The 21,897-nt window shown below is 73.2% G+C and carries 18 protein-coding genes; 11 read left to right on the top strand and 7 right to left on the bottom strand.

The features are described 5' to 3' along the window. Window positions 1-40: 40 nt before the first annotated feature. The 6 genes from OIE67_RS25045 (at window position 41) to OIE67_RS25020 (ending at window position 7,690) form a co-directional block, all read left to right on the top strand. The gene (locus OIE67_RS25045; RefSeq protein WP_326644335.1) at window positions 41-3,022 is read left to right on the top strand and encodes a hybrid sensor histidine kinase/response regulator; all 2,982 of its coding nucleotides are present in this window, start codon (window positions 41-43) and stop codon (window positions 3,020-3,022) included. A gap of 118 nt (window positions 3,023-3,140) precedes the next feature. Beyond that, entirely contained in the window at window positions 3,141-4,046 is a 906-nt protein-coding gene (locus OIE67_RS25040) for an ATP-binding cassette domain-containing protein (protein ID WP_326644333.1), read from the top strand. Then, complete coding sequence (locus tag OIE67_RS25035) at window positions 4,043-4,924, top strand: ABC transporter permease (RefSeq protein ID WP_326644331.1); 882 nt, start codon at window positions 4,043-4,045, stop codon at window positions 4,922-4,924. The genes OIE67_RS25040 and OIE67_RS25035 overlap by 4 nt, the downstream gene beginning before the upstream one ends. A gap of 11 nt (window positions 4,925-4,935) precedes the next feature. Then, a complete protein-coding gene (locus OIE67_RS25030; RefSeq protein ID WP_326644329.1) occupies window positions 4,936-6,138 on the top strand; it encodes a sensor histidine kinase in 1,203 nt (400 codons plus the stop codon). After that, window positions 6,129-6,773, top strand: coding sequence for a response regulator transcription factor (locus tag OIE67_RS25025; protein WP_326644327.1), 645 nt, complete (start codon window positions 6,129-6,131; stop codon window positions 6,771-6,773). Before OIE67_RS25030 ends, OIE67_RS25025 begins: the two co-directional genes overlap by 10 nt. Window positions 6,774-6,871: 98 nt before the next feature. Beyond that, window positions 6,872-7,690, top strand: coding sequence for an aldo/keto reductase (locus OIE67_RS25020; RefSeq protein ID WP_326644325.1), 819 nt, complete (start codon window positions 6,872-6,874; stop codon window positions 7,688-7,690). Between the two features lie 26 nt (window positions 7,691-7,716). On the opposite strand, the gene OIE67_RS25015 is transcribed toward OIE67_RS25020, so the two are convergent. After that, window positions 7,717-8,466, bottom strand: coding sequence for a maleylpyruvate isomerase family mycothiol-dependent enzyme (locus tag OIE67_RS25015; RefSeq protein ID WP_326644323.1), 750 nt, complete (start codon window positions 8,464-8,466; stop codon window positions 7,717-7,719). Window positions 8,467-8,529: 63 nt separating this feature from the next. On the opposite strand from OIE67_RS25015, the gene OIE67_RS25010 reads away from it, so the two are divergent. Beyond that, complete coding sequence (locus OIE67_RS25010; protein ID WP_326644321.1) at window positions 8,530-9,441, top strand: MerR family transcriptional regulator; 912 nt, start codon at window positions 8,530-8,532, stop codon at window positions 9,439-9,441. Between the two features lie 64 nt (window positions 9,442-9,505). Here OIE67_RS25010 and OIE67_RS25005 read toward each other — a convergent pair whose 3' ends face one another. Then, window positions 9,506-10,768 (bottom strand): MFS transporter, encoded by a 1,263-nt coding sequence (locus OIE67_RS25005; protein ID WP_326644319.1) that lies wholly within the window; start codon window positions 10,766-10,768, stop codon window positions 9,506-9,508. A 66-nt stretch (window positions 10,769-10,834) separates the two neighbouring features. On the opposite strand from OIE67_RS25005, the gene OIE67_RS25000 reads away from it, so the two are divergent. The 4 genes from OIE67_RS25000 (at window position 10,835) to OIE67_RS24985 (ending at window position 16,758) form a co-directional block, all read left to right on the top strand. Next, window positions 10,835-11,833: a LysR family transcriptional regulator gene (locus tag OIE67_RS25000; RefSeq protein ID WP_326644317.1), complete on the top strand. Its 999-nt coding sequence runs from the start codon at window positions 10,835-10,837 to the stop codon at window positions 11,831-11,833. Between the two features lie 189 nt (window positions 11,834-12,022). Next, window positions 12,023-13,606, top strand: coding sequence for a 2,3-epoxybenzoyl-CoA dihydrolase (gene boxC / locus OIE67_RS24995; protein WP_326644315.1), 1,584 nt, complete (start codon window positions 12,023-12,025; stop codon window positions 13,604-13,606). After that, the gene (gene boxB, locus OIE67_RS24990; protein ID WP_326644314.1) at window positions 13,593-15,041 is read left to right on the top strand and encodes a benzoyl-CoA 2,3-epoxidase subunit BoxB; all 1,449 of its coding nucleotides are present in this window, start codon (window positions 13,593-13,595) and stop codon (window positions 15,039-15,041) included. The genes boxC and boxB overlap by 14 nt, the downstream gene beginning before the upstream one ends. Window positions 15,042-15,120: 79 nt before the next feature. Further along, window positions 15,121-16,758, top strand: a complete 1,638-nt coding sequence (locus OIE67_RS24985) for a benzoate-CoA ligase family protein (RefSeq protein ID WP_326644311.1) — start codon at window positions 15,121-15,123, stop codon at window positions 16,756-16,758. Between the two features lie 26 nt (window positions 16,759-16,784). Here OIE67_RS24985 and OIE67_RS24980 read toward each other — a convergent pair whose 3' ends face one another. From OIE67_RS24980 to OIE67_RS24960, 5 genes are all read right to left on the bottom strand, one after another. Then, on the bottom strand, window positions 16,785-17,429 hold the full coding sequence (locus tag OIE67_RS24980) for a class I SAM-dependent methyltransferase (protein WP_326644309.1): 645 nt from the start codon (window positions 17,427-17,429) through the stop codon (window positions 16,785-16,787). Window positions 17,430-17,553: 124 nt separating this feature from the next. Next, window positions 17,554-19,074, bottom strand: a complete 1,521-nt coding sequence (locus OIE67_RS24975) for an acyl-CoA synthetase (RefSeq protein ID WP_326644307.1) — start codon at window positions 19,072-19,074, stop codon at window positions 17,554-17,556. A gap of 53 nt (window positions 19,075-19,127) precedes the next feature. Then, window positions 19,128-19,883, bottom strand: coding sequence for an aminotransferase class IV (locus OIE67_RS24970; protein ID WP_326644305.1), 756 nt, complete (start codon window positions 19,881-19,883; stop codon window positions 19,128-19,130). 35 nt (window positions 19,884-19,918) lie between these two features. Beyond that, complete coding sequence (locus OIE67_RS24965) at window positions 19,919-20,869, bottom strand: adenylate/guanylate cyclase domain-containing protein (protein WP_326644303.1); 951 nt, start codon at window positions 20,867-20,869, stop codon at window positions 19,919-19,921. 176 nt (window positions 20,870-21,045) lie between these two features. Further along, window positions 21,046-21,816 (bottom strand): FadR/GntR family transcriptional regulator, encoded by a 771-nt coding sequence (locus OIE67_RS24960; protein WP_326644301.1) that lies wholly within the window; start codon window positions 21,814-21,816, stop codon window positions 21,046-21,048. Window positions 21,817-21,897 lie beyond the last annotated feature (81 nt).

Below are 21,897 nucleotides of genomic sequence, written 5' to 3'. Positions count from 1 at the left end.
TACTCTGTACCCGAACGGCTGGGGGGAGGGACGGACGCCCGTGCGGTGGTTGTTCGCGGTGACGGCCCTGTGGACGCTCCTGGGCCTGCTGCCACTGGCGGCGCTGACGTCGTCCAGCATCTCGCTGTCCGAGGGCGCCGTGCGCGACGAGGTCAGCAACCGGGTCAGGACCACCGCGTCCGTCAGCAGGGTCGTGGTGGACCAGCAGATGAGCTCGCTCAAACAGCTCGTCACCGCCTTCGCGCAGCGCCCCGAGGTACGCGACTCCGTCGGCGACGCCACGCCGACGACCCTGCGCGACTGGCTGGGCCAGCTGGAACGGATGCGCGACGGCGTCAGCGGGCTCATGCTGATCTCCCCCGAGGGCGGCATGCTCGGCGCCGAACCCCCGAGCGCGCTGCCCCAGGACATCACCAGCACCGACTGGTACCGCGCCGTGCGCGACGGCCGCCAGGCCCACGTCTCCCAGGCGTACACGCCCACGATGGGCGACGTGTCCAGGGCGGTCGCCGTGGCCGCGCCCATCATGAGCGCCGACGGCGTGCGCATGTTCGGCATGCTCGCCCTCGTCTACAGCCTGGACGCGATCAAGGCCTTCGCCGAGGAGGCCGCCAACGCGCAGGACATCCGGCTGCTCATCACCGACAAGGCCGGCGTGCTCGTCGCCGACCCCGGCAGGCAGGTGTACGCGCTCACCTCCCTGCGCGAGGACTTCCGGGTGGACGCCGCGCTGGCCGGGCAGGCGTGGAGCGGCATGTACCGCGGCATCGACGGCCTGGTCATGTCGGCCTCCGAACCCATCCCGAGCATCGGCTGGACGGTCACCGCCGAGGTCTCCGCCGCCGAGGCGCTGGCTTCCGCCGACAAGCTGCGGACCAACGTGCTCACCGTCGCCGCCCTGCTCGCCCTGCTCATCCTCATCGGCCTCGGCCTGCAGATCCACTCCACCCGCGGCCGCCGCCGGGCCCAGGCCACCCTCGCCAGGTACGCCGCCGAACTGGCCTCCGCCAGGGACGACGCGCTCAGCGCCTCCAACGCCAAGTCCGAGTTCGTGGCCAAGATCAGCCACGAGATCCGCACCCCGATCAACGGCGTGCTCGGCATGAACTCCCTGCTCATGGGCACCCGCCTGGACGAGGAGCAGCGTTACTACGCCACCACCGCCCAGGAGTCGGCGCACAACGTGCTGCGCCTGCTCGACGACTTCCTCGACCTGTCCAGGATCGAGGCCGGCCACCTCCAGGTGGACGCCGTGACCTTCGACCTGCCCCGCCTGTGCGACGAGGTCGTGGCGCCGTTCGCGCCGCACGCGTACGAGCAGGGGCTCTGGCTCACGCTCCGGCTCGACGAGAACGTCCCGAGCCAGGTGTCCGGCGACCCCGCCCGGCTGCGCCAGGTGCTGACCAACCTCGTCGGCAACGCGCTCAAGTTCACCTTCCAGGGCGGCGTGGACCTGCGGGTCACCCTCGACGAGGGCGAGCCGGGCCAGGAACGGGTGACGCTCAGGTTCGCCGTGGCCGACACCGGGATCGGGGTCGGCCCCAACGACCGGGAGCGGGTGTTCGGCGTCTTCCGCCAGGTGGACTCGCCGATCACGCGCAGGACCGGCGGCAGCGGCCTGGGCCTGGCCATCAGCCGGCAGCTCGTCGAGCTCATGGGCGGCAGCATCGGGCTGGACAGCGTGGAGGGCGTGGGCAGCCGCTTCTGGGCCACGCTGCCGCTCGACGTCGTGACGTGGGCGGAGCCGGGGGCGCACACCCTGGAAGGACGGCGCGCGCTCGTCGCCGACTCGCGGCCCGAGGACCGTACGCTGGCCGCGCGCTACCTGGCCCAGGCCGGGGCCGAGGTCGAGGAGACCAGGGACCAGGAGCAGACCCTGGCCCGGCTGCGGTCGGCCGCGGCGGCGGGGGAGCCGTACGAGCTGGCGGTCGTCGCCCTCGACCTGGGCACGACGCCGGGGACGGCACCGGCGACCCCGCCCGGGACCGCGCCGGACCCCTCACCGGACACTTCGCCCAGCAACGGATCGGGCGCCTTACTGGCCGCCTCAGCGGCTGGCTCACCGGCCGCCTCATTGGGCGCCGAGCGGGCCGACCTGGGCGCGCCGAGCTCGCTCGCCCACGCCATCCTCACCGACCCGCTGCTCCAGGCCACCAGCGTCATCGTGGTCGTCACTCCCGGCCGCTCCGGCTTCGCCTGGCCGGCCCCGGCCGGCGAGCGGGCCGTGCAGTCGATCACCCGGCCGCTCAGCCGCCGCCGCCTGGTCGCCGCCGTGGAGAACGCCCTGGGCACCGCCGAGTCCCCCGGCGACCACCCGGCCGGCCAGAACGGCAGCCCGGCCGCCGCCGCCAGGATCCTCGTGGCCGAGGACGACGAGGTGAGCCGCCAGGTGGCGATGCTCGTCCTCGGCCAGGCCGGGCACGAGGTCGAGGTGGTCGACGACGGCGCGCAGGCCGTACGGGCCGTGCTCGACGGCGGCTACGACCTGGTCTTCATGGACTGCCAGCTGCCCGTCCTCGACGGCCTGGCCGCCACCGCCGAGATCAGGGGCCGCGAGGAGGTGCACACGCCGATCATCGCGATGACCGCCGCCGCCATGCCCGACGACCGGATCCGGTGCCTCGAAGCCGGCATGGACGACCACCTGGCCAAGCCCGTGGACTGGCCGCGCGTGCTGGCCCGCATCCCGGAGTGGACGGCCTCGGCCGGGCTGCCGCCCGAGCTGGCCGGGCTGTCCCAGGAGGCGCTGGCGGACGTGGCGCGGGCCTACCTGGCCACCGCCACGCGGACGTTCGACGAGCTCGGGCAGGCCGTACGCGACGGCGACCGGGCGGCCGCCACGGCGCTCGCGCACCGGCTCAGGGGTGCCTGCGCCACGGTCGGCGCGGTCAGGGAGGCGGAGCTGTGCAGGCGCGTCGAGGACCTGTCCGCGTCGGGGGCCGCCGTGGACGAGGACCTGCTGGAGGAGCTGGGCGGCCTGCTCAGCGACGTCCCCGAATGGATGAGCGCGGCCCACTCCTGAGGCGGGGACCGCCCGCCGCACCACGGGGGACGTGCGCCCGGTTTACGGGTTTCCGCCATCGAGGTCGGCGGGCCGCCCCCATGGTCCCCGCCGCGCCGGGCTCCTAGCGTGGGGCGGCATGATCAGTCTGCGGGGTTTGACCAAACGGTACGGCGACCGTCTCGCCGTCGACGACCTGTCCCTCGACCTGAGACCGGGCACGGTGACCGGCTTCCTCGGGCCGAACGGAGCGGGGAAGTCGACCACGATGCGCCTCGTCCTCGGCCTCGACCGGCCCAGCGCCGGCACCGCGCTCGTCGGCGGAGTCCCGTACCAGCGGCTCAGGAATCCCCTGCGCACGGTCGGCGCGCTGCTCGACGCGCGCGCCGTGCACCCCGGCCGCAGCGGCCGTGCCCACCTGGTGGCGCTGGCGCGCAGCAACGGGATCGCGCGGCGGCGGGTCGGCGAGGTGCTGGAGACCGTCGGCCTGGCCGGCGCGGGGGGCAAGCGGGCCGGGACGCTGTCGCTGGGCATGAGCCAGCGCCTCGGGATCGCCGCGGCGCTGCTGGGCGACCCGGAAGTGCTGATGTTCGACGAACCCGTCAACGGGCTCGACCCTGACGGCGTGCGGTGGGTGCGCGGGCTCATGCGATCGCTGGCCGGCGAGGGGCGCACGGTGTTCGTCTCCAGCCACCTGATGAGCGAGATGCAGCTCACCGCCGACCATCTCGTGGTGATCGGCAGGGGCCGGCTCATCGCGGACGCGCCGCTCGCCGACGTCATCGCGGGCAGCTCGCTGACGGCCGTGCTGATCCGCACCCCGCACGCGGACGCCCTCGCCGACCGGCTGCGCGCCGCCGGGATCGCGGTGGACCGGCTCGGCGAGAACGAGCTGGAGGCCACCGGCGCCCCCGTCGAACGCGTCGGCGACCTGGCGCACGAGGCCGGGATCCGGCTGCACGAGCTGCGTACCAGACAGGCGTCCCTGGAACAGGCCTACCAGGAGCTGACCGCGGACAGCGTCGAGTACGGAGTGGGCCGATGAACGGGCGGACGCTGGGGCAGGCGTCCGAGCCGTCGGAGGCGACGGTGCGGACGTCGGGGCAGGCGTTCGGGCGACCGGGGGCGATGGCGCGGGCGTTGTGGCAGGCGGCCGGGGCGGAGTGGGCGAAGGTGTGGTCGGTCAGGTCCACATGGTGGTGCCTGGCCTGCGCGCTCGCGCTCACCGTGCTGACCGCCGTCACGCTGGGCGGGGCCGCCGCCACCGACGCCCTGCGCGACGGCGCGGCCGGCGTGCGCGTCACGGCCAGCGAGCCCGTGGTCTCGGCCACGTCGTTCGTCCAGTTCGCCCTGGTGGCCCTGGCCATGCTGACGATCACCGCCGAGTACGCCTCCGGCGGCATCCGCGTCACCCTCCAGGCCACGCCCGTGCGCGGCGTGGTGCTGGCGGCCAAGGCGCTGGTGGTCGCGCCCGTCATGTTCGCGGCCGGAGTCCTGTCCGGGGCGGTGGCGACGGCGGCGGTGTACCTGCTGCTGTCCATCGACGTGTTCGGCGGCCTGGTCGCCCTGCCCGCCGCCGACGTCGCGCTCGACCTGCTGGGCACCGGCGTGTACTACGCCTTCGCAGGGGTGCTGACACTGGGCGCCGGAGCGGCCGTGCGCAGCGCGGCGGGCACCCTGACCGTGGTGTTCATGCTGCTCATGGGCCTGCCGCTGCTGCTGCTGATGACCGGCAGCCAGGTGGCGGTGGACGCCTCGATGCGGCTGCCGATGTTCGCCGGGCTGGCGTTCATGGGGAGCACCGGCAATCTGACCGGCGGGCCGATCCCGTACCCGGCGGGAGAGGGGCTGGCATGGCTGGTGGCCTGGACGGCGGCGGCGCTGGTGGCGGGCCTGGTCGTGCTGCGCCGCCGCGACGCCTAGACTTCACGCCCGTGTGGGGCGGGCAGATCGCGCGGATGGCGGCCGGGGTCCTCGTCGGGACGGCTCTCGGCCTCGCCGAGCTGGCCTTCCTGTGCGCGGCGGCGCCCGCGTCCCTCGTCCCCGCGCTGCGTCCCGCCCTCGCCCGCGGCCGCGCCCGCCTCACCGCCCTGGAACGCGCCCGCCTGTCCCGCTGGCTCGACCTGGACCCGAGCCACCTCGGCACACGTTCGCGGGGGACTGACGGGGCGGCGGACCAGGCCCAGGGGACGCGGGACGGCGGGTACACGTTCCTGGCCGCCCGCGCCGCCCTGGCCCTCCTCGGCGGGTACGTCTGCGCGTCCACGCTGTTCCTGGCCTGCCTGTTCCTGGCCGGCGGCGCCTGGGACCTGATCAGGGACAGCACGGAGCCCGTTCCGCTGAACCTGCCCGGCGTCAAGCTCGTGACCAGCAGCGGCATCGTCGGCCTCACCACGGGAGCGGTCCTGCTGGCCGTGCTGGTCCTCATGGTCGCCGCCCTGGCGGCAATGGAGCGCCGCCTGGCGGCCCGCTTCCTCGGGCCGGGCGGCCGGGAGCTGATGCGCAGGCGCATCGCCGAGCTGACCGCGACCCGTTCCGGCATCGTCAGAGCGGTGGACGACGAGCGCCGCAGGATCGAGCGCGACCTGCACGACGGCGTGCAGCAGCGCGGCGTGGCCCTGGCCATGCTGCTCGGCCGCGCCCGCCACAGCGTCGCCCCCGACCGGACCGCCGAGCTGGTCGACCAGGCCTACACCGAGGCCCGCCAGCTCCTCGACGAGCTGCGCAGCGTGGCCTGGCGCGTCTACCCGACCGCGCTCGACGAGCTCGGCCTGCGCGCCGCGCTGGCCGGCGTGGCCGAGCGGTCGGGCGTCCCCGTCACCGTGCACCACGGGCTGAGCGGCCGCCTGGCCTCCGAGGTCGAGACGGCCCTGTACTTCGTCGCCCGCGAGGCCATCACCAACGCGGTCAAGCACGCCGGCGCGCATGACATCCTGGTGGTCCTGAGCGAGGACGAGCGGACGGTGAGTGTGGCGATCTCCGACGACGGCGCGGGCGGCGCCGACGCCTCGGGCGGCGGGCTGTCCGGCCTGGCCCGGCGCGTGCTCGCGCTCGACGGGACGTTCACCGTGGACAGCCCGCCCGGCGGCCCCACACGGATCGCCGCCACGCTGCCGAAGGCGCCGCCGTGCGGGTGATCCTGGCCGACGACTCGGTGCTGCTGCGCGAGGGCCTGACCCGGCTGCTCGACGACGCCGGGCACGAGGTGGTCGCCGCCGTCGGCGACGCGCCCGCGCTGCTCGACGCCGTCGGCCGGCACCGTCCCGACGTGGCCGTGGTCGACGTGCGCATGCCGCCCACGCACAAGGACGAGGGGCTGCGGGCGGCGCTGGAGATCCGCGAGCGGCTGCCCGGGATCGGCGTGCTCGTCCTGTCGCAGTACGTCGAGCAGCACTACGCCGCAAGGCTCCTGGCCGGGTCCACCGAAGGGCTCGGCTATCTGCTCAAGGACCGGGTCTCCGAGGTCGGCGACTTCCTCGACTCGCTGGAACGGGTCCGCGCCGGCGGCACCGCGTTCGACCCCGAGGTGGTGCGCCAGCTGCTGGCCCGCACCACCCGAGCCGACCCGCTGAGCCGGCTCAGCCCGCGCGAGGGGGAGGTGCTGCGGCTGCTCGCCCAGGGGTTCGTCAACGCCGCCGTCGCCGAACGCCTGCACGTCTCGCTCAGCACGGTCGAGAAGCACGTCAACGCGATCATGGAGAAGCTCGACCTGCCCCGCGACCCCGGCTACAGCCGCCGCGTGCTGGCGATCCTGCGCTATCTGGAAAGCTGAGTGATCCCCTTCCCGCGGCACGTCACGGATTGTCCGGCAGGCCGCCGGGTAAGGGAGGACACTCGACTCGTACGACACAGGGGGGAAGGACCCACATCATGACCGTCATGCTCTCCGACGGCCGCCCGATGCCGCGCCTGGGGCTCGGCACCTATCCCATGCGCGACGCGGAGGCCCGCCAGGCGGTGTCCCACGCGATCTCGCTGGGCTACCGCCTGATCGACACCGCCGCCGCCTACGGCAACGAGGCCGACGTCGGCGCCGCCGTCGCGGACGCGCCCGTGGGCCGCGAGGAGCTGTTCGTCACCACGAAGCTGCGCGGCTCCCACCACGGCTACGACGCGGCCATGCGCGGCTTCGAGGAGAGCCGGTCCCGCCTCGGCCTCGACTACGTGGACCTGCTCCTCATCCACTGGCCGCTGCCCGGCCGCGACCTCTACACCGACACCTGGCGGGCCTTCGTCCACCTGCGTGATCAGGGGCTGGTGCGCTCGATCGGCGTGTCCAACTTCACCCCCGCCCAGATCGGCCGGCTGGCCGACGAGACGGGCGTGCTGCCGGTCGTCAACCAGGTCGAGATGCATCCCGGCTTCCCCCAGCACGAGCTGCGCGCCTTCCACGCCGGGCAGGGCATCGTGACCGAGTCGTGGAGCCCGCTCGGCGCGAGCAGCAAGCTGCTCGACGACCCCGCCGTCACCGACCTGGCCTTCGCGCACGGCCGTACTCCGGCCCAGGTGGTGCTGCGCTGGCACGTGCAGGGGGGCGCGGTGCCCATCCCGAAGTCGGGCGATCCCGAACGGATGCGGCAGAACTTCGAGGTGTTCGACTTCAGCCTGTCACCGGAGGAGACAGCCCGTCTCGACACCCTGAACGGCGGCCGCCTCGGCGGCGACCCCGACCACCACGTCGAACTCTGACCATCCCCGCCCTGCCGGGCGAGCGTTCAGAACGCGGTGTGGGCGAGCCAGTGCTCCAGCACCGCCCGGTCCCCGGTGACGGCGCGGGCCGGCAGCCGGCGCGCGAACACCAGCATGCACTCGGCCGTCGTCCCCGACACGACCACGTCACCATCACCGTCGCCGCGCTCCCACCGCACCCCCTCGGGCGTCCTGGTGATCACCCAGCCGTCCACCCCGTCCGGGCGGATCACCAGCCGCTCGCCCCGGCCGCGCAAGGCGGCCAGCCTCGGCAGGAACGCCTCCGCCGCCTCCGTCGCCGCGATCAGCTGCAGGCTCTCGGTGAGCACCTCGGCGGCCACATCGCCGGCGATCCCGTACGCGGCGCCGGTCGTCACCGCCGCGTCGTAGTGGTGGACCGCGGTGTCGCACATCATCCGGCGCACCCAGGACGCCGCGGGCACCGGCCCTGCCATGGACCACACCTCGGTCTCCGCCCCGACGTCCCGCACGGCCGCGATCAGCTCCTCGGCGCCGCCCAGGAGCCGCTCCTCCCATGCCGCCGGCTCATCGTGGTCGGCCTCGGCCGGATCGGGGACGGCCGAAGGGCCGCCTTCGCGGACGATGCCCGCCGCCCACCGGTCGGCCTGCCCGATGTGCCCGACCAGGCGGGCCAGCCGCCATTCCGGGCAGGTGGGCACCTTCGCCTCGGGATCGCCCCCTGCCACCGCGCCGGCGTACCCGGCGGTCACCTCCCGCAGCCCTTCCACCAGCCGCGCGTAGTCCAGCGTCGTCATGACGAGATCTCCTCTCACGGGATACGGCGGTAGCGTAAGAACTCCAGTCCAGTGGAGGTTCAAGTGCTTTCGCGCGACGAGACGCTCGGGATCGGGGATCTGGCCCGGCTCACCGGCGTACCCGTGCGGACGATCCGCTTCTACTGCGACGAGGGGATCATCGCCTCCGTACGCAGCACCGGGGGGCACCGCAGGTTCGACCGGACGGCCGTGGAGCGGCTGGGCCTGGTCAAGCGGCTGCGCGGGCTGGGGCTCGGGCTGACCGCGATCTGCCACGTGCTCGCCGGCGAGCGTTCCGTCGGCGAGGCCGTCGCCGCCGAGCGGGCCGCGCTCGACCTGCGGCTCGCGGAGCTGGCCTGGCGGCGCGCCCGGCTGCGGGCCGTCGAGGAGGCCGGCCCGGCCGACCGGGCGGCCAGGCTCGCGCTGCTGGCCGGCGTGGCGGACGCCGCCGCCGCGCGGGAGGCGCTGGTGCGGTTCTGGCGGTGGCAGATGGTCTCGCCGGTCTCCGACGCGACCCTCGCCCCGTTCCTGGCCATGGCCGCGCCCCCGCCGCCGCCGGATCCGACGCCGCCGCAGGTGATCGCGTACGCGGAACTGGTCGCCCTGGCCGGGGACCGCTCCCTGACCGGCGACCTGCGCGCCAGGGCCGTGGCGCACGCCAGGGAGATCGGCAGCGAGGACGACCTCATGCACGGCGTCGGCGAGGCGATCACCTTGGCCTCGCCGCTCGTGCTCGCCGGCGAGCCACCGCGCCCGGGACCCGAACTGGACCGCTTCGTCCACGCACACGCCACGGTCAGGGGCCGCACCGACACCCCGTCCTTCCGCCGCCGCCTCCTCACGATCGTCGAACCCGACCGCGACCCACGCGTCCGCCGCTACTGGCAACTCGTGGGCGAGGTCAGCGGCGAACGGGCCACGATCGGCGCCTTGCTCGGCTGGCTTACCGACTCGCTGGAACGCTCTGTCGGATGACACCGGTTCCCGCTCGGTGGTCAACCGCTCGGGGAACGGGCTCCGGCCGGACTCGGGTCGGTGGTCAGCTGGTCGGGGTTCGCTGGTTCTCCTGGGTTCTCGTCCTGGCGTCGTTCGCCGCTGGGGCGGGTGGGGTCGGGTGGCGGGCGGTCAGGAGGACGATGAGGGCGGCCAGCAGCAGCCAGGCCGAGGTCATGACGATCAGCCAGGTCCAGCCCGCGTGCCCGTACACGACGGCGCCGGCCGTGCCGCCCGCGCCGCTGCCCAGGTAGTAGAAGAGGGTGTAGAGCCCGGCGGCCCTGCCCCTGGTCGACGAGGGCGCGTCGGCGGTGACCCAGGCGTTGGCGACGGCGTGGGCGGCGAAGAATCCGGCGGTCAGCACGGCGAACCCGGCCACCACCACGGGCAGCGACGCCGACACGGTCAGCACGGAGCCCGCCGTCGTGACGGCCAGCGCGGTGACCAGTGCCGTCCTCCGGCCGAGGCGGGCCGTCAGACGTCCGGCGGCGGCCGATGAGGCGGTGCCCATGGCATACGACAGGAAGACCAGGGAGGCGGCGGCCGGGGCCAGCGACAGCGGCGGCGCGGCCAGCCGGAACCCGGCCGCGTTGTACAGCGCCACGAACGCCCCCATCCCCAGCGCCCCCACCACCACCGGCACCACCAGCCCCACCCGCACTCCGGTACCCGCCCGTGTCCCGGTGTCCGCCGGCGCGGCGGCTCGCCGGGATCCCGCTGTACGGGGGTCGCGGGGCAAGGTGGTGGCGGTGAAGAGGGCGCAGGCCAGGGAGACGGCCGCTACTGCTGCGAGGGCTCCGTGCCAGCCCAGGGGTTCGGCGGCGAAGCCGGCGCCGAGGCGGCCGAGCATGCCGCCGACGGAGTTGCCGGCGATCATGGCCCCTACCGCTCCGGCCAGCCGGGCCGTTCCGAGCGCGTCCGCCAGGTATGCCGCCGCCACCCCCGCGAACCCGGCGATGGCCACCCCCTGCACCGCCCGCATCCCCAGCAGCACGGGGAAGGACGGCGCCAGCGGCAGCAGCAGGCCGATGAGCGCCGACAGCACGACCGACCAGACGATCACCCGGCGCCGCCCCACTGCCCCGGCGAACCAGGCCAGGGGCAGCACCGCCACGGCGAGTGCAGCGGTGGCCACCCCGATGGCCAAGGAGGCGGTGCCGGGATCGAGCCCGTACGCGGAGGCGAGCTGAGGAAGGACGGGCTGCGGCGCGTACAGCAGGGCGAACGACGACAGCCCGGCCGCCGCCACGGCCACGCTGACCCGCCGCGTGCCGACGGTGGCGGAGGAGGAGGCTTCGAGAACTACCACCCCACAAACGCTAAGCAAGGCTAATAAATACGTCTAATGCAGAAATGGGCGATAATTCATACTGTGATGGATGAATCGGATGACCGGCTGGCGGCAAGCCTCGCCCCCGTGCTCGCGCTGCTGGCCGTCGTAGGCGAGACCGGCCACGTGACCCGCGCCGCCGAGCTGCTCGGCATCCCCCAGCCCACGGCCAGCCGCCGCCTGGCCGGACTGGCGGACCTGGTCGGCACCCCGCTGGTGCTGCCCGCCGGCCGTGGCATCCGCCTGACCAGGGCAGGACGTACCCTGGCCGCCGCCTCCGCCAGAGCCCTGGCCGTCGTGACCGCCGCCGCCCGTGAGGTGCGCGAGGACATCGACCCGGGCAGCGGCCGCATCGTGCTCGGCTTCCTGCACCTGCTCGGCCGCACCCTGGTGCCCTCCCTCATCGGCGGCTTCCGCGAGCGCAACCCCGACATCCGGTTCAGCCTGGCGCAGGGGTCGCGGCAGGACATGCTGCGGGCGCTGCGCGAGGGGGAGATCGACCTGGTGTTCGTCGGCCCCATGCCGCTGGACGATCCCGACCTGGTCAGCCGTCCGCTCGCCGACCAGGAGATGGTCCTGACGACGCCCTCGTCCCACCGCCTGGCGGGCCGGCGCCGGGTGCGGGCGGAGGAGCTGGCGGGGGAGGAGCTGGTGACGCTGGAACACGGGTACGGCGTGCGCCAGATCACCGACAGCCTGTGCGCGGCGGCCGGGTTCGAGCCGCGGATCGCGTTCGAGGGGCAGGAGACGGAGACCGTGCGCGGCCTGGTGGCGGCCGGGCTGGGCGTGGCCGTCCTGCCCCGCTCCGAGCAGCCGCCGGCCGGGGGTGTGGTGGAGATCCCGCTGGATCCGCCGGTGTCGAGGACGATCGGGGTGAGCTGGCCGGCGGGTGAACGGCTCACCCCGGCCGCGCGCTCGTTCCGCGACCACGTGTGCTCGGGCCTGACCGACTTCGGCCCCGGCTTCCGCCCCCACGCCCCTTTCCGAACGCCGCACGCCGCTCAGGAACGTCGGCAGCGAGCCGGGACGCAGCCGCGCCGGTAACGCCACACCGCGCAGGGAAGGCCGCTCACCCGCGTCGGCAGCGCACGTCGTCCGGGACGGCCTGCCTCCGCCAGGCTCAGGGCCACCCCCGCAGGCGGGCGCCCGACCCTCGCTCGCAGGACCTCGGCCTCCTTCCGGAAAGTTCTACAGAACCTTGACGCGGCACCCGTTGGTTGTTGAACTTGAAGCATGACCGGACAGCCAGAGGCGTCCTTCGACACCGATCCCGGCAGATACCGTCACCTCCGGCTTGAGTTCGACGGCGACGTCGCCAGGATCGTGCTGGCGGTCGACGAGGGCGCCGGCATCGTCCCGGGCTACGACCTCAAGCTCAACTCCTACGACCTCGGGGTCGACATCGAGCTGTACGACGCCGTCCAGCGGCTGCGCTTCGAGCACCCCGAGGTCCGCGCGGTCGTCCTCACCGGCGGCCTGGACCGGGTGTTCTGCGCGGGCGCGAACATCCGCATGCTGGCCCAGTCGTCCCACCCGTGGAAGGTGAACTTCTGCAAGTTCACCAACGAGACCCGCAACGCCATCGAGGACGCCACCGCCTGCTCGGGCCAGACCTACCTGGCCGCGGTCAACGGCACCGCGGCGGGCGGCGGCTACGAGCTCGCCCTCGCCTGCGAGCGGATCATCCTGGTCGACGACGGCTCCACGGCGGTGTCCCTGCCGGAGGTGCCGCTGCTCGGCGTGCTGCCCGGCACGGGCGGCCTGACCCGGCTGACCGACAAGCGCGGCGTGCGCAAGGACCTGGCCGACGTGTTCGCCACCCGCAGCGAGGGCGTGCGCGGCAGGACGGCGGTGGCCTGGCGGCTGGTGGACGAGGCGGTGCCGCGCAGCCGGTTCGAGCAGACCGTACGGGAGCGCGCGAAGGAGGCGGCCGCCCGCTCGGCCCGCCCCGAGGGGGCCCGGCCGGTCGAGCTGCCGCCGCTGCGCCCCGACGGCTACGCCTACTCCACGGTCACGGCGGTGCCGGAGGAGCACCAGGTCACGATCACCGTACGCGGCCCCGAGGCGGGCGACGACGGCTGGCTGCTGCGCATGACCAGGGAACTGGACGACCTGATCCTGCGCCTGCGGACGAACGAGCCGGAGCTCGGCACCTGGGTGATCAGGACCGAGGGCGACATCGACGCGGTCCTGGCCGCCGAGCCGGGCACCGACGCCTGGCCGCACGGCGAGATCAGGCACTACCTCAAGCGCACGCTCAAACGCCTCGACGTCACCAGCCGCAGCCTCATCGCGCTGATCGAGCCGGGCAGCTGCTTCGCCGGCCCGCTGCTGGAGCTGGCCCTGGCCTGCGACCGCCAGTACATGCTGGACGACCCGGACCGGCCGGCCGAGATCGAGCTCTCGCACGCCAACTTCGGCGACTACCCCATGGGCAACGGCCTGTCGCGGCTGGCCGCCCGTTTCCACGCCGAGCCCGGCCGGGTGGCCGCGCTGGAGAAGGAGCAGGGCAGGCGCCTCGGCCCGGGCGAGGCGCTGGAGCTGGGGCTGGTGACGTTCGCGCCGGACGACCTCGACTGGGACGACGAGGTACGCCTGGCGCTGGAGGAACGCGCCGCGCTCAGCCCCGACGCGCTCACCGGCATGGAGGCCAGCCTGCGCTTCGCCGGCCCCGAGACCATGGAGACCAAGATCTTCGCCCGCCTGGCCGCCTGGCAGAACTGGATCTTCACCCGCCCGAACGCCTCGGGGCCCGAGGGCGCGCTGCGCAGCTACGGCACCGGCCGGCGCCCCGTCTACGACCGTGAGCGAGCATGACCAGCCGACCGGAGGCGAGCTTGACATGGGCATCGACTACACCGAGCGGATCCCGAACAACGTCGACCTGGCCGAGGACCGGCGGCTGAAGCGGGCGCTGGAGTCGTGGCAGCCGCGTTTCCTGCAGTGGTGGGCGGAGATGGGCCCGGCGCTGCCCACCCAGGACGTCTACCTGCGCACCGCCGTCGCCGTCGGCCGTGAGGGCTGGGCGCACTTCGACCACGTGCCGCTGCCCGAATACCGCTGGGGCATCTTCCTGGCCGAGCGCGACACCGACCGGCGGGTCGCCTTCGGCCAGCACAAGGGGCAGCCGGTCTGGCAGCAGGTGCCCGGCGAGTACCGCGCCGACCTGCAGCGGCTCATCGTCATCCAGGGCGACACCGAGCCGGCCAGCGTCGAGCAGCAGCGCCGCCTCGGGCTGAGCGCTCCCTCCCTGTACGACCTGCGCAACCTCTTCCAGGTCAACGTGGAGGAGGGCCGGCACCTGTGGGCGATGGTCTACCTGCTGCACGCCTACTTCGGCCGGTCGGGCCGGGACGAGGCCGAGGCGCTGCTGCTGCGTAACTCGGGCAGCGAGGACTCGCCGCGCATCCTGGGCGCCTTCAACGAGGAGACGCCGGACTGGCTGTCGTTCTTCATGTTCACCTACTTCACCGACCGCGACGGCAAGTACCAGCTCGGCACGCTCAAGGAGTCGGCGTTCGACCCGCTGAGCCGTACCTGCGAGTTCATGCTCAAGGAGGAGGCCCACCACATGTTCGTGGGCACCACGGGCGTGGACCGGGTGGTGGAGCGGACGGCGCAGCTCATGCGCGAGCACGACGACGAAGATGTCCGGAAATATGGTGGCATCCCGTTGAACGTCATCCAGAAGTACATCAACTTCCACTACAGCGTGAGCCTCGACCTGTTCGGCGGAGAGACCTCCACCAACGTGGCGAACTACTACACGGCCGGACTGAAGGGGCGCTGGCAGGAGGAGCGCCGTAAGGACGACCACCTGCTCACCGAGGCCGTCGCCGTGGTGCCGCGGATCGAGGACGGCCGCCTGGCCGAGGCCCGGCTGCCCGCCCTGACGGCGCTCAACGCCGACCTGCGCGGCGAGTACGTGGCCGACTGCGTCACCGGCGTGAACCGGTGGAACCGCATCCTCGTCTCCCACGGCCTCGACCCCGTCCTCTACCTGCCGCACGTGGGCTTCAACCGCAAGGTGGGCGCGTTCGCCGGCCACCACGTCTCCCCGGACGGGCGGGTGCTCGCCGAGCCCGACTGGGAGGCCGCCGCCGGCCGCTGGCTGCCGGCCGCCGAGGACAAGACGCACGTGCTGTCGCTGATGCGGCCCGTCTACGAGCCGGGGAAGATCGCCGCCTGGGTCGCGCCGCCGCGTTCGGGCATCAACGGCCGGCCCTTCGACTACGAGTACGTGCACCTTTGAGCTCTACAAGTCATTGACGAGCTACCGATCCCGTGTAGAAGATTCAGTCACGATCGCCCGCCTGCGGATGGGGACGGCCATGACGTCCGAATCGTTCAACGCCAGCGTCTTTCTCACCGACCGCCAGGTCGAGGCCGGCCGGGGCGACCACGTCGCCGTCACCGGCCCGGCGGGCACGCTGACCTACGCCCAGCTCGCCACCCGCACGGCCGAGCTGGCCACCGGGCTGGCCCGCCTGGGGGTCAGGCCGGAGGAGCGGGTCCTGCTCGTCATGTCCGACCGGCCGGAGACAGTGATCACGATCCTGGCCGTCATGCGGATGGGCGCGGTCGCGGTGCCGGTGTCCACGATGTACAACGGGACGGAGCTGGGCGCGCTCATCAGGGACGCGCGGGCCAGGACGGTCGTGGCCACGCCGGAGTTCGAACCGGTCGTCCGCGCGGCCCTGACGCAGACCCCCGAGGTGACGACACTCATCCTGACCGGGGAGGCCGGGGAGGCCGGGGAAACCGGCGGGACCAGCGAGACTCACGGGACCACCGGGACAAGCCGGACCAGTGAGAGCCCTGAGGCTCTTGGGGCGCGCGGCCCCGGCCTCTCCTGGGCCGAGGTGCTAGCCTCGGGCCGGCCGGCCGGGCCCGCGTACGAGAGCTGGCGCGACTCACCCGCGCTGTGGCTCTACACCTCAGGCACCACCGGAGCGCCCAAGGCCGCCATGCACCGCCACGGCGCGATCAGGGACGTCTACGAGACCTACGGCCGCCAGGTGCTCGGCATCCGCCCGGACGACCGGTGCCTGTCGGTGGCGCGGCTGTTCTTCGCGTACGGCATCGGCAACTCCATGTTCTTCCCCTTGGCCGCCGGCGCGACCGCCGTCCTCGACCCGGCCCGCCCCACCCCCGCCGGCGTGGCCGCCCAGGTGGCGGCCGAGCGGCCGACGCTGTTCTTCGCCGGCCCCACCTTCTACGCCGCGCTGCTCGCCGCCGGCATCCCCGATGACGCCTTCGCCTCCGTACGGCTGGGCGTCTCGGCGGGAGAGGCGCTGCCGGCCGAGATCCTGCGCCGCTTCACCGGCCGCTTCGGCGTGGAGATCATCGACGGCCTCGGCTCCACCGAGGCGCTGCACATCTTCATCTCCAACGCGCCGGGCCAGGTGCGGCCGGGCACCTCGGGAACGGTCGTGCCCGGCTACGAGGCCAGGCTGCTCGACGACCACGGCGCCCCCGTCGAGGACGGCAGGCCGGGCCACCTGCTCGTCCGCGGCGACTCGATCGCCACCGGCTACTGGTGCCGCACGGCCACCACCCGCCAGGTCTTCCAGGGCGAGTGGCTGCGCACCGGCGACACCTACGTGCGCGAGCAGGACGGCTCCTACCGCTGCCTCGGCCGCTCCAACGACATGATCAAGGCGGGCGGGATCTGGGTGTCGCCGATGGAGGTCGAGGACCGGCTGCTGCGGCACGAGTCGGTCGGCGAGTGCGCGGTCGTGGCCTACATCGACGGCGAGGGGCTGGAGAAGCCGGTGGCATGCGTGGTGCCCGCCCCCGGCCGCCAGGTGGACGCCGGCGAGCTCATCGGCTTCTGCCGCGACGGGCTGGCCTCGTTCAAACGGCCGCGCGAGGTGCTGGTGCTGGACGAGCTGCCCAAGACGGCGACCGGGAAGATCCAGCGCGTGGTGGTCCGCCGCATCGCCGCCGACCTCCTGGGCAAGCAGTAGCCGGCCGGACGGCGGCCGGGCGGCGGTCAGGCGGCCGCCCGCGTCCGGTAGACGGTGATGGCGAACGGCCGCTGCGAGGAGGCGTAGACCTGCTCGTTCAGCCGCGCCAGCGACCCGTGCGCGTCCAGGTAGCCGTGCAGCCGGTCGGACTCCGGCCACGGATGGACCGCCACCAGCACCCCGCCGGGCGCGAGCAGTTCGCTCAGCCGCGACGAGGCCAGCCGCAGCCGCTCCTCGCGCCCCAGGTAGTAGAGCGTCTCGGAACAGAACACCAGGTCGAAGCGGTCCTGCGGCCGGTGGGTGAGCAGGTCGGCGCGGACGAAGCGCACGTGCCCGTTCTGCGGCACGCGCGCCCGCGCCCGCGTCAGCGCCCGTTCGGACAGATCCACTCCGACGATCTCCGCCTCCGGGTACGCCGCCGCCAGCGCGAGCGTGAACACCCCCTCGCTGCACCCGACCTCGATGATCCGCCGGTACGGCCCCGGTGGCAGGTGCTTGAGCGTGACCAGGTACTTCTGCTGCTCGTAGTCGTCGGTCGCGAGCCGCCACGGGTCGGGGATCCGGTGCCGCCAGTCGAAGTAGCGGCGCAGGACCAGCCCCTGCCCCTTCGCCGACAGCAGGGACAGCGCGCGGAAGAGCGCACGGTGCATGAGCTCGGGCAGGCGTGGCATGCGGCCCCTCCCGGTCGGGACACAAAGGAGAGGTCCCTGGGCTTTGAGATGAAGTCGTCGCCGAGAGGGGATTCCCGTTATCAGGCCGGATAACGCCTGGTCAGCGGTATGCCATGAGCATATTTCACGACATCGACTCGCGGAGCTCGCGTTTGAGCACCTTGCCGGAGGCGTTCTTCGGCAGCGCGTCCACGAACACCACCCGCTTGGGCGTCTTGAACGACGCCAGCCGCCCGCGCAGGAACCCGGTCAGCTCACCGGCCGTCAGCCCCGCACCCTCCCGCAGCACCACCGCGGCCGTGACCGCCTCGATCCACTTCTCGTCCGGCACCCCGAACACCGCCGCCTCCGCCACGGCCGGATGCTGGTAGATGGCCTCCTCGACCTCGCGGCTGGCCACGTTCTCGCCACCCGACTTGATCATGTCCTTCTTCCTGTCCACCACCGACAGGTAACCGTCGCCGTCCATGACGCCCAGGTCGCCGCTGTGGAACCAGCCGCCGCGGAACGCCTCCGCCGTCTTGTCCGGGTCGTTCCAGTAGCCGAGCATCGCGTGCGGGCTGCGGTGCACGATCTCGCCCACCACGCCGGGCGGCACCGGCCGGTCCTGGTCGTCGACGATCCGCGTCTCCACGTTCAGCGCGGGACGCCCGGCCGAGCCGAGCCGGGTCAGCTGCTCGTCCGGGCCGAGAATCGTGGCGACGGGCGCCATCTCCGTCTGGCCGTAGAAGTTGAACAGGCGCACGTCGGGCAGCCGCGCGGCGATCTCCTTCAGCACCTCCACCGGCATGATCGAGGCGCCGTAGTAGCCCTTGCGCAGCGACGACAGGTCCCTGCGGTCGAAGTCGGGGTGACGCAGCAGCGAGATCCAGACCGTGGGCGGGCAGAACAGCTTCGTGGCCCGCTCGCCCTCGATCGTGGCCAGGATGGCCGCCGGGCTCGCCCCTGGCAGCACGATGTTGGTCGCGCCGAGATAGACGCCCGGCGTCAGGAAGCAGTGCAGCTGCGCGCAGTGGTAGAGGGGCAGGGCGTGCACCTCGACGTCGTCGTGGCGCATCTCGCCGTCGATCACGCAGGTGACGTACTGGGCGATCAGGCTGCGGCTGGACAGCGTGGCGCCCTTCGGCCGGGACTCCGTGCCGCTGGTGTACATGAGCTGGATCGGCTCGTCGTCGCCGATCTCCACCGTCACCTCCGTCGCGTCGTCGTGCTCCGACCAGGCGCTGAACGGCTCCCACCCGTCGGCGCCCGCGCCGATCACGCCGCGCACCCGGACGTTGTCCGTGACCGCCGCGGCGGCCACCGGCAGCAGCGCCTCCTCCACCAGCATCCCGCTCGCCCCGGAATGCTCAAGGATGTACGCCACCTCTTCGGCCCCCAGCATGAAGTTGACCGGCACGGAGATCGCCCCCAGCCGCGCCAGCGCGAAGTACGCCACCACGAACGCGTGGTTGTTGTGGCTCAGGACGGCGAACCTGTCGCCCTTGCCCACACCCCGCGCGGCCAGCGCGTTGGCCGTCCTGTTCACCACGGCGTCGAGCTCGGCGTAGCTCTGCCGCAGGTCGCCGTAGACGACGGCGGTCTTGGCCGGGTGGCGGGCGGCAGAGCGCCGCAGGAGGTCACCGATGGCGTGCTGGCGTGTCATCCGGGCACCCTTCGTCAGAACGATGTTCGGGTGATCCTAACCCGTGGCCCGCGTCAGTCCAGAGGGTCGCCCGGGATCGCCTCGTAGTGATCGAGCAGCCGCCGGGCGAGGCCGTCGTCGTGGCGCAGCGGCAGGCCGTCCGCCTGCCCGACCGTCATCACGCCCCAGGAGTTGCAGAGGAAGACGAGGTCGAATCCGGTCAGGTCGGCCACCTTGAGCGGACGCCGCACCTGCGGCACGTCCATGCGTTCCAGCAGCCGCATCGTGATGCCGCGCAACATCGGCGCGTCCGGCCAGACCAGCCGGCCGTCCGCGAAGCCGCCCAGGTTCGTGATCGAGCCCTCGCTGATCAGGCCGTCGCCGGTGGTCAGCAGCGCCTCGCCGAACCCGTCGCGGGCCGCCGCCCGGTTGATGTGGGCCTGCTGGAAGCCGCCCGCCTGCTTGATGTGCGGCAGGTAACGCTGGTAGACCACCGACCTGACGCTCAGCGGCCCGGCCAGCGGCCCGTGGGGCGGGCCCGAACTGGCGACGACGTGCGGGGGGTCGCCGTCCAGCACGTAGACGCGCACGCTCGCGTCCCGTACGTCGCCGCCCAGCACGGTGCGGACGGAGGCGAGCACCGCCGCCCGGTCGATCCCGCCGCCGAACAGCTCGCGGGAGGCCGCGTCGAGCCGGTCGAGGTGCAGGCCGAGCCCGCGCACCCGGCGGTCCCTGACCTGCATGGCGGTGAAGTGGCCGTAGCGGGCCTCCAGCAGCAGGCGCGCCTGCGCGCCCACGAGCCGCCCGTCGAGAGTGGTGCGTCCGGTCATGACGATCCACTCTACGGACCTCCGCGCCGAGAGCCTCAGGTGCCTTCCGCCCGCATCACGGTGTACGGGGCCAGCTCGCCCAGCCCGCGCACCGACAGCCGGTTGACCTCGCGCAGCCGGAAGGCCCGGTCGCCCTCCAGCTCCTCGGCCAGCTGCGGATCGGCCAGGATCGTGCCGGGCAGGGACAGCGCGGTCAGCCGGCTGGCCAGGTTGACCGTGGTGCCGAACACGTCGCCCATCCGCCAGATCACCGGCCCGGAGGCCAGCCCCACCCGCAGCTCCGGCATGTCCTTGCCGCGCGCGTGCGTCTCCACCAGCCGCAGCGCGATCTCGGCGGCCACGTGCGCCTTGTCGGAGACGAACAGCACCGAGTCGCCCAGCGTCTTGACCACCCGCCCGCCCGAGGAGGTGACGATGTCGGCCGAGCGCCCCTCGAACCTGTCGATCAGCCGGGCCAGCTCGCCGCCGGTGATCTGCCGGCTCAGCCGGGTGAACGCGACCAGGTCGGCGAACCCGACCGCCAGGCGTACGGCGCTCATGTCCTGGACGGCGATGCGCCCGGCCGCGGCGGCGAGCTGGCGCTGCCAGGCGTAGACCAGCAGCCGGGCCAGGTCGGGCACCACCCGCTCGGCCCGCCTGCGCCAGGCCCGCGGCCGCTCCGCCAGCGGCACGCCGGCCTGGTCGAGCTCCTCGACGCCCAGCTCGGCGTGCGACTCGGCGAGCCGGGTCGTGGCCCGGCCGAGCGAGCGCGCGAGGAGCAGCACGTGCTCCTCGTCGTAGACGCCCGAGGTCACCATGCCGACGAGCGTCTTGAGCGCCTCGACGTCGGAGTCGGTGAACTCGACCGCCTCGTCGGGCACGTTGGGGAAGCCCAGGGCGCGCCAGAACCGCCGCGCCCGGTAGACCGGCACCCCCGCCATGTCGGCGACCTGGTGACTGGTGTACCGGCGCGGCTCACGCAGGAACGCCTCGGTGAGCCCGCTCATGAGCCCGTCCGTGAGACCGCCCATCGCCCCGCCCGCCGAACCGCCCGCCGAACCGTTCGCGGGCCCGCCCACCGGTCCGTCTGCCGGTCCTTCTGTCGGTCCGCCGCCCAGCCCCCCGGCCGGTTCGTCCCCGTACACCGCCGCCACCTCGGCAAGATAACACCCTGTGCGCCAGATCACTCCAGCAAGGCACGCAAGGCGCCTCTTTCTCTTTCCGGTACGTACCCGGCGTAGTAGTCGTACATCGCTTTTCTCGACAATCTGGCGGCGAGCGGCCCGTCACCGGCACGCATGGCGGCGACCACGTCCTCGTGGTTCCTGATGCTGCGCCGCATCAGCGCGCCCCGGTCCGGCTCGTCCGTGATCCGGCCGGCGATCAGCTTCAGCACGATCGAGCGCACCACGTCGGTGCAGATCTCGATCAGCTTGTTGCCGCTCGCGCGCGCCACGGCGTCGTGGAAGGCCAGGTCGGCCGCACCGAAGGCGTCCGCGCCCTCGTCGCCGGCTTCCCCCTCGTCCAGCGCCGCGCGCATCGCCGCGACCGCCGCGTACATCTCGGCCAGCTGCTCCTCGGTGCGCAGGCGCGCCGCCAGCAGGATGGCCGCGGAGTCCAGCACCATCCTGAACTGCACCAGCTCGGCCAGCGACAACTCCTCCACCCGGGCGAGCGTGGTCATCGACTTGTGTAATGCGGCGGGCGTGAACGGCAGCACCTCCGCGCCGTTCGGATCGCCGGGCCGCGACCGCACCAGGCCGCGCGCCTGCAGCACCCGCAGCGCCTCGCGTACGGTCGAGCGGCTGACGGAGAACTGCACCATCAGCTCGCGCTCGCTCGGCAACCGCCCGCCCGGCGTCAGCGCGCCGCTCTCGATGGCCTCCTCGACCTGCTCCACGACCCGCTCGTAAGCGCGCACGGCACGCACCGGCTCGAAGCGCGGTCCACCCATGCAAGCCCCCTTGACCCGAGCCGCCACCGACTGGCAATGTGCAGAGCCTACTGGTCCGACCAGTGCACTAGCCAGGAGGCT

Source organism: Nonomuraea fuscirosea (assembly GCF_035917475.1).
GTDB classification, from domain to species: domain Bacteria; phylum Actinomycetota; class Actinomycetes; order Streptosporangiales; family Streptosporangiaceae; genus Nonomuraea; species Nonomuraea fuscirosea.
The sequence above is the reverse complement of the archived record's forward strand: the minus strand, read 5'-3'. Positions and strand labels throughout refer to the sequence as shown.

Bases quoted from the DNA above. Each gene is read 5' to 3' on its own strand.
- OIE67_RS24960 (WP_326644301.1), bottom strand. From the start codon at position 21,816: ATGGGTGGACCGCGCTTCGAGCCGGTGCGTGCCGTGCGCGCTTACGAG.
- OIE67_RS25000 (WP_326644317.1), top strand. From the start codon at position 10,835: ATGGATGAATCGGATGACCGGCTGGCGGCAAGCCTCGCCCCCGTGCTC.
- OIE67_RS24975 (WP_326644307.1), bottom strand. From the start codon at position 19,074: ATGACACGCCAGCACGCCATCGGTGACCTCCTGCGGCGCTCTGCCGCC.
- OIE67_RS24970 (WP_326644305.1), bottom strand. From the start codon at position 19,883: ATGACCGGACGCACCACTCTCGACGGGCGGCTCGTGGGCGCGCAGGCG.
- OIE67_RS24980 (WP_326644309.1), bottom strand. From the start codon at position 17,429: ATGCCACGCCTGCCCGAGCTCATGCACCGTGCGCTCTTCCGCGCGCTG.
- OIE67_RS25040 (WP_326644333.1), top strand. From the start codon at position 3,141: ATGATCAGTCTGCGGGGTTTGACCAAACGGTACGGCGACCGTCTCGCC.
- OIE67_RS24985 (WP_326644311.1), top strand. From the start codon at position 15,121: ATGACGTCCGAATCGTTCAACGCCAGCGTCTTTCTCACCGACCGCCAG.
- OIE67_RS25035 (WP_326644331.1), top strand. From the start codon at position 4,043: ATGAACGGGCGGACGCTGGGGCAGGCGTCCGAGCCGTCGGAGGCGACG.
- OIE67_RS24965 (WP_326644303.1), bottom strand. From the start codon at position 20,869: ATGAGCGGGCTCACCGAGGCGTTCCTGCGTGAGCCGCGCCGGTACACC.
- boxC (WP_326644315.1), top strand. From the start codon at position 12,023: ATGACCGGACAGCCAGAGGCGTCCTTCGACACCGATCCCGGCAGATAC.
- OIE67_RS25020 (WP_326644325.1), top strand. From the start codon at position 6,872: ATGACCGTCATGCTCTCCGACGGCCGCCCGATGCCGCGCCTGGGGCTC.
- OIE67_RS25015 (WP_326644323.1), bottom strand. From the start codon at position 8,466: ATGACGACGCTGGACTACGCGCGGCTGGTGGAAGGGCTGCGGGAGGTG.